Below are 7115 nucleotides of genomic sequence, written 5' to 3'. Positions count from 1 at the left end.
ATTGAATTTGATATTATTCATAGAAACATTAAAGAAAATATTTCCCTAAATACCACTAAGAAAACCTCTGATAACTGATAACTGATATCTGAACTAGACACCAGAGAAAACAACAAAGCCCAAAACTGCCACAAATACAATTAAGGCATAAAACTGAGCGCGACCATTTTCCAAATATTTCAAACCTTCCCCACTCAATAGGGTAATAAAACCTGTTAAGTTAACAGCTCCATCAACTACTTTGTAATCTACCTCTAAAACTTGCCGTGCTAAACGACGACTACCTTGAACAAATAGTTTGTCGTTGATGTCGTCTAAATACCACTTGTTGAGGGAGAAGTTGTAGAAAGGTTTAATTTTTTGCGCGATCGCATTAGGGTCAATTTTACGACTCAAGTACATCAGCGAAGCAAAAGTAATACCAATCAAAGCGATACCTACAGAGTTACCTGCCATAATTAAAAATTCAGTCAGATCAAACTCTGCTAATTCCTCTAATACCTCTGCTAAAGATTCCCCAGGAGCATAAATAAACTGCTCAAAATAATTAGCAAAAGGCGTTCCCAATAAACCAATAATCATTGAAGGAATAGCTAAAACCATCAATGGTAAAGTCATGGTAATAGGAGACTCATGGGGAGAGTCGCTATGATGATGATCGTGGTCATGGTCATCATGGCCATGTTCTAGTTCATTCGGGTCCATTGCTCCAGGACCGAAAGCCATAGCAGGAACTGGAGTTGCAGTTGCAGTTCCACCTAATAATTGCTGTTTAATCTCCTCATTGTTACCCCGGAACTCACCCTCAAAAGTAGAGAAATACATCCGGAACATATAAAAAGCAGTCATACCAGCAGTTGCCCAACCAACAAACCACAAAGCGGGATTTGCTGCAAAAGCACTACCAAGAATTTCGTCCTTTGACCAAAAACCAGCAAAAGGAGGAATACCGCAAATTGCCACAGTACCAATTAAAAAGCAAGCAGAGGTAATAGGCATATATTTCCGTAGTCCACCCATTAACCGCATATCTTGAGCCAAAACTGGATCATGGCCAACCACGGCCTCCATACCATGAATCACTGAACCAGAACACAGGAACAGCATGGCTTTGAAGTAAGCGTGAGTCATTAGGTGAAATAGTCCGGCGCTATAAGCACCTACACCCATTGCCATTACCATGTAGCCCAACTGGGAAATGGTCGAATAGGCAAGACCTTTTTTAATGTCATTTTGGGTAATAGCAATTGTTGCCCCAAGGAAAGCTGTAAAAGCTCCTGTCCAGGCAATAATATTCATTACTATTGGCAGATGTTCCAATACTGGGTACATCCGCGCTACTAAAAATACACCAGCAGCTACCATCGTCGCTGCGTGAATTAGGGCTGAGATAGGAGTAGGGCCTTCCATTGCATCTGGCAGCCAGGTATGTAATGGGAATTGGGCCGACTTGGCTACAGGTCCTAAGAAAACTAAGACACCGAAAAGAGTAGCTAAACCAACGCTCAAAGCGCCTGTTTCTACTAGCTGCTCCAAGCGAACGCCCATTACTTCAAATTCAAAGCTACCTGTGGCCCAATAAATACCTAGCATCCCTAGTAACAAACCAAAGTCACCGACGCGGTTGACAACAAAAGCTTTTTGACAAGCCTCAGCTGCTGCTTTACGGTCATACCAGAAACCAATCAGTAGGTAGGAGGATACACCAACAAGTTCCCAGAATATATAAATTTGGACCAGGTTTGGAGAGACTACTAGACCTAACATTGAAGAGCTAAATAGGCTCAAGTACGCATAGAAGCGGACATATCCAGGGTCGTGAGCCATATAACCATCGGTGTAGACCATTACCAAGAAGGCAACGGTAGTCACGATGACTAACATTAGGGCAGTCAAGTGATCGATGGTATAGCCCATACTGAGCCTGAAGTCACCTGCTGCTGCCCACTCAAACATTTGAGTATAGGTTTCATGGCCATTTATTTGACTCCAGAGCAAGGCAAAGGAGAGAACCATTGCAGTTCCTATCAGGGAGACGATGAAGACGGCGACTCTCTGTCGTAAATTACTGGTGGCTTGACTATAGGAAATTAGCCCTAAGCCGACTAGCATTGCTCCAAGTACGGGCAATACTGGTATCAGCCAGGCATATTGATAAAGTGGTTCCATAATTTATGGTTACTTTATAATTCTTTACTAACGTGGGCAAAACTAATAAGCATTCTTACATAGACTTTCTTGGGATCGGTGTTAAAGATCGATTTTTTTAAAAGTTATTGAGGTTTAAAAGTCAAAAGTCAAAAGTCAAAAGTCAAAAGTTGATGGATTGAGGAGTTGATTTTTTTCAATATCATATTTATTCAATTTTGTCAAAAAAACTTTGAGTGGCACATCTGGCGTTGTGGTTACTTAGGGTTTGCTGAAAAAGTATGAGTTGTAGGAATAGGAGTCAGGAGAAATGGGGAATTGGAAGTCTCGGAAGAATCATCCCTTGATTTTTCTGCTATAGTCAGCCTAAAATCCTAACTTTTTAAGCTCCCTAGACCGAAAACTTTGTACTTTTTCAGGAATTAAAAAGCCTAAAGACTATATCTGTCAATGCTTTTATATTTATTCAGCCAGCCCTACTTACTCTATCTATAGAACGCCTAAGCGTATCTCCAGAAAATAGGTCGGAGGGTTAACGAAGTCAGAAGGTAGGGACGTTGCATGCAACGTCCCTACAGAAGTCATGGATCGAGTGTGTAATTCTGAGGTCTCCATTTCCTCCGGAAACGCTTCGCTAACAGAATGTAAGACACACATCTGACAGTTGTTTTTGTCACGGGGATTTATGCCCCGCTCCAAAAACATTTCGCCTTAAAAGGCGGGGTTTTATACCCATTTTTTTTTGATAAGAAATTGATAAAAAATGGGTAATAATTGATTTGATGATTGGATGAGTGGGAGATATCTAATAGACATAGGCGTGAAAAAGATATAGACTTTTTGCATCTAGTAGGGAACACTTAACTGGGAACAGGGAATAGGGAATATATTTTCACGAAAAAGATACGAAAAATGATTTTTTCAGTTGATTTGACAACTCTAGCTTATTTAAAATAAAAAGATATAGACTTTTTGCATCTAGTAGGGAACAAAGAATACTTAACTGGGAACACTTAACTGGGAATATATTTTCACGAAAAAGATACGAAAAATGATTTTTTCAGTTGATTTGACAACTCTAGCTTATTTAAAATAAATAGCAAGTTTATTTTCTGGAGAGGTCTAATACCATTTCTCAAAAACTTTATCTATTTCAGAGATGGGGAGTAGGGGAGTGTAGGGACGTTTCGCTGCGCGACATGAAACGCATTTTTGTTATGCAACGTCCGTACGGGAGAAGCAAACATAAGAATAATTAACATTAAACTAGCTAAAATAAGCAAAAAAATGATTCGGATTGTACTGATTAGTTAATAACTGAAGTATCGCCCAAGTATAGCAATAATTCATGGGAATTGGTATAATACACCCCATCTCCCAATCTCCCAATCTCCCCATCTCCCCATCTCCCCATCTACCCCTCTACTTTTAAATAGATACCTTCAGGGGTTCTATAAGTCCAGAGATATACTAGAAAAAATACCTAAAGCTTTCATGGCATTTAAACTTCTATCCCTCAGCCTGGGTACAATGTTTAGTAAACTCCCTCTAAAAACTGTTCTAATAGTGCCGTTTGTTCTGCAAATCCTTGGTACTTTTGGATTACTAGGGTATCTTGCTTTTATGAATGGACAACAAACCGTTGATGATTTGGGCAAAAGGTTAAGCAACAAAATTAGCGATCGCATTCAACAGCACGTTTTAGGATATCTAAATCAATCTCATCAAGTTCTCAGAATTACTAATGATGCTATAGAAAGTACCAATTTAGACGTCTACGATTTTGCAACACTCAGGCTATACTTTTGGCAAGTCGTAAAAGAAAAAGATTTAGAGGATTATTTATTCTTTGGCAACGAAGAAGGAGAATTTATTGGTGTCGAACATCTCGAAGATGGAGAGATTCATTTTAAAATTCGTAACATCGCGACCCAACCCATTCGCGAAACTTACCTGCTTAATAATCAAGGCAACATTAGCCAATATTTAAAGAGTAAAGAGTACGACCCCCGCGATCGCCCCTGGTACATAGCAGCAAAACAATTAGGTAAACCTACCTGGAGTCCGATTTTTGCATCCTTTTCTCGTCAAAACACTTCCCTAGATATATCCGCAGTTAGACCTATTTTTGACTCAACTGGGAAGTTTTTGGGAGTTCTCTCCAACAAAACTACCCTTGTCAAACTCACACATTTCCTCAGAAATTTATACATTAGTCCCAATGGGCAAAGTTTCCTGATCGAGCGATCGGGAAACTTAATAGCTTGTTCTGAGATTCTGCAACCTTTTGTGATTACAGAAACTAACGAAAATCGAACAATAAAACCCTTACTCGCTACTGCTAGTGACAATAAAATAGTAAGTATGACCACAAAACACTTACAAGAAAAATTTAGTAGTCTGGCAAACATAGAGCGCACTTACCAAATCAATTTTCCTATTGAGGACGAATGGTACTATGCGAGCGTAATACCAGTAAAAGACGGACGAGGTATTAATTGGCTAGCAGTAGTAGTTATTCCTGAAGATGACTTCATGGAAAAAATTGATGCCAATATTCGTACTACTATTTTATTAAGTTTTGCTGCCTTAATAATAACTATATTAGTAGGAATAGTCACCACTAACTGGATTACCAAACCCCTCTTGAAACTTAATTCTGCTGCCAAAGAAATTTCTCAGGGAAAATGGGAAACCCAACTAGAAATTGACCGTAAAGATGAATTAGGGGAACTAGCCAACTCCTTTAACCAGATGGCAAGCCAACTCAAGACATCCTTTCAAACCCTAGAAACACAATTTGAAACCCTAGAAGCACAAAATGAACAACTTACAGAACTCGACTCTCTCAAAGACGAATTTCTTGCCAACACCTCCCACGAATTCCGCACCCCACTAAATGGTATTATCGGTATCGGAGAATTTCTCCTTGAAGGAAACACTGGAGATTTAAACTCCTTAACTACATCCAACTTAACCATGATAGTTTCCAGCGCTCGTCGTCTCTCCAACCTCGTTAACGACATTCTCGACTTTTCTAAAATTAGACACCACAACCTAGAATTACAAATCAGAACTATTGATGTTAGGGGAGTCGTCGAAGCAGTAGTCACCCTAAATCAAGTATTAGTTAGCAAAAACAAAAATCTCCAATTAATAAATGCTATACCCACAGATTTACCCCCCGTCTCTGCTGATGAAAACCGTCTCCAACAAATACTCTATAATTTAATTGGCAATGCTATCAAATTTACTGACTCTGGGAAAGTCGAAATCTCTGCCTCCCTAAACTCCTCTAAACAAGATCCAGATGAAGCTACCGAAATTATCATCATGGTATCTGATACTGGTATTGGTATTCCTCCCGATAAACTAGATCGGATATTTGAATCTTTTGAACAAGGAGAAGGTTCAACTGCCAGAAAATACGGCGGTACAGGTTTAGGGTTAGCTGTCACCAAACAATTAGTCGAACTCCATGGTGGTCAAATTTGGGTAAAATCTGAGGTTGGTGTCGGTTCCCGGTTTAGTTTTACCCTACCTATTTCTCAGGAACCTGTACCTGATACTCCCATTCTTCCTACCCCTACTATTAACAGTATTCGCTATCTTATCGATAAAGTAGAAACACCAGTCGAAAGTGAAGCCTTAAAAAGTAATAACTCTAACGGTGATTTCCACATTTTAGTTGTTGATGATGAACCTGTAAATATTCAAGTTTTGAATAACCATCTTCAGGCAAATAATTATCAAGTTACCCAAGCATTAAATGGAGAAGAAGCTTTAGCAGCTTTGAATAATAATAATTTTGATCTGATTTTGCTAGATGTAATGATGCCAAATATGTCTGGTTATGAGGTATGCGCTAAACTTCGAGAAAAATATCCAGCCCAAAGTTTACCAGTGTTAATGTTAACAGCTAAAAATCAAATTGCCGATTTAGTGACGGGTTTCCAATTTGGTGCCAATGATTATTTAACTAAACCTTTTGCTAAAGATGAGTTATTAACTCGGATTAAAACTCATATTCAATTATCAAAAATTACTAATTCCTACGAGCGTTTTGTACCCCACGAATATGTAACGTTACTGTCAAAAGAAAATATTCTAGATGTTAAACTAGGAGACAGAGTTAGTAAAGAAATGGCAATTTTATTTTCTGATATTCGCTCTTTTACAACTCTATCTGAAAAGATGACTTCTCAAGAAACTTTTGCTTTTGTAAATGGTTATTTACAACAAGTTTGTCCAGAAATCCGCGATCGCAATGGTTTGATTATTAAGTTTATGGGAGATGGGATTATGGCAGTATTTCCGGATGGTGTTGATGATGCGGTACAAGCTGCCATTGGTAAACTGAATAAATTGCAGGAATATAATCATCAATTAATCGCAGAAGGTTTATTTCCCATAAAAGTAGGAATTGGTATTCATTTAGGTAATATGATGGTTGGGATTGTTGGAGAAGCAAATAGAATGTCTGGAGATGCTATTTCTGATAATGTCAATTTGACAGCTCGTTTAGAAAGTTTAACTAAATATTATGGTGTTTCACTATTAATTTCTGAGTCAGCTTTTCAGGGTTTAAAGAATCCAGAAAAGTATCAAATTCGTTTTTTAGATCGGGTATCAGTTGTAGGTAGAAATGAGCCAATTAATGTCTATGAAGTTCTTGAAGGTGAAATTGATTCTGTCCGAGAATTAAAGTTACAAACTCAAGTAGATTTTGAACTGGCTTTGAAGTATTATCGTGAGGGAGATTTGGTTTTGGCTAAAGATTATTTCCAGAAAGTTTTAGCAGTGAATTCTGTAGATAAAACATCTCTACTTTATTTGGAAAGAATCTACCAATTAACAGTAACTGGTCTGCCGAAAAATTGGGATGGAGTTTGGAAATTTACTCAAAAATAATACTAAGTTAAAAGCTTTTTGAGGTATACTTTCTGCCAGCTTATCTAATCTAATTT

General features: G+C 38.2%; 2 protein-coding genes. One reads left to right on the top strand and one right to left on the bottom strand.

Annotated elements, in window-relative coordinates; genetic code table 11:
* Nucleotides 1-93: 93 nt before the first annotated feature.
* Nucleotides 94-2169, bottom strand: a complete 2076-nt coding sequence (locus tag ACP6PK_RS31305; RefSeq protein WP_426565662.1) for an NAD(P)H-quinone oxidoreductase subunit 5 — start codon at nucleotides 2167-2169, stop codon at nucleotides 94-96.
* 1509 nt (nucleotides 2170-3678) lie between these two features.
* Between ACP6PK_RS31305 and ACP6PK_RS31300 the strand changes: the two genes are divergently transcribed.
* On the top strand, nucleotides 3679-7059 hold the full coding sequence (locus ACP6PK_RS31300) for an ATP-binding protein (protein WP_426565660.1): 3381 nt from the start codon (nucleotides 3679-3681) through the stop codon (nucleotides 7057-7059).
* The last annotated feature ends 56 nt before the right edge of the window (nucleotides 7060-7115 follow it).

Source organism: Dapis hubbardiae BLCC-M172 (assembly GCF_050016015.1).
GTDB lineage: Bacteria > Cyanobacteriota > Cyanobacteriia > Cyanobacteriales > Microcoleaceae > Trichodesmium.
Note: the sequence above shows the minus strand (reverse complement) of the source record. Positions and strands in the feature narration are given on the sequence as shown.

Coding starts and splice junctions, on each gene's coding strand:
- ACP6PK_RS31305 (WP_426565662.1), bottom strand. CDS start 2,169: ATGGAACCACTTTATCAATATGCCTGGCTGATACCAGTATTGCCCGTA.
- ACP6PK_RS31300 (WP_426565660.1), top strand. CDS start 3,679: ATGTTTAGTAAACTCCCTCTAAAAACTGTTCTAATAGTGCCGTTTGTT.